This is a genomic window from Streptomyces sp. DH12 (genome assembly GCF_020873895.1).
Taxonomy (GTDB): domain Bacteria; phylum Actinomycetota; class Actinomycetes; order Streptomycetales; family Streptomycetaceae; genus Streptomyces.
The window spans coordinates 1-637 of sequence record NZ_JAHWGT010000403.1; the positions used below are offsets into that span (position 1 = coordinate 1).

A 637-nucleotide genomic window follows, 5' to 3' on the forward strand; every position below is an offset into this window, starting at 1 on the left:
GCCGTCGCCGTACGCCGGTGGCGGCGGGTCCTGGAGGAGTTGGCCGAGGAGGAGGTGCGCCGGCTCGACCGCAGCGTCGCTCCCGCCCCCGAGAACGTCGCCGCCCTGCTCGCCGCCGCCCTCCTCGGCGGGCGGCGCGCCCGCGCGGCGGGGGAGCAGCTGGCCGAACGCATCGGCGTCCAGGGCGCGCTGCGCCTGCGCGACCGCGGCGGACGGCTCCTCGTCGCCCACGTGGACCGGATCATGCACGCCGAACGCGAACGCCGGCTCGCCCCGATCGACACCCTCGAGGTGCACGCGGAACCCCAGCCGGAACTCATCGCCGCGTTGTCCGTACTGCAGAAGGAGAGGTGACCGGTGACCGCCGTCACTGACCAGGACCACACCGAGCACCCCGAGCACCTCGGAAGCACCGAGCAGCCCGAGCGCCCCGCCCGCGCGGACACCGCCGGCGCCTGGGACGACGGGCTGATCGCGCGCCGGGTGAACGGCAGTCCGGCCGAGGAGCAGCCCGCCGTGGCCGAACCCCGCGCCTCCACCCCGCAGAAGGTGATCCCCCTGTCGTACGACCCGCAGCTCGCCTCCCGTCTGGACGCGCTGCGCGAGCTGGTGGGGCTCTCCCGCGCGCGCCTCGACA

The 637-nt window shown here is 76.0% G+C and carries 2 pseudogenes; both read left to right on the top strand.

Features of this window, described 5'->3' with window-relative positions:
* Positions 1–354 (top strand): annotated as a pseudogene (locus LPA54_RS34830) (ATP-binding protein); the annotation flags it as partial.
* 3 nt (positions 355–357) lie between these two features.
* Positions 358–637: pseudogene (locus tag LPA54_RS34835) on the top strand (ATP-binding protein); the annotation flags it as partial.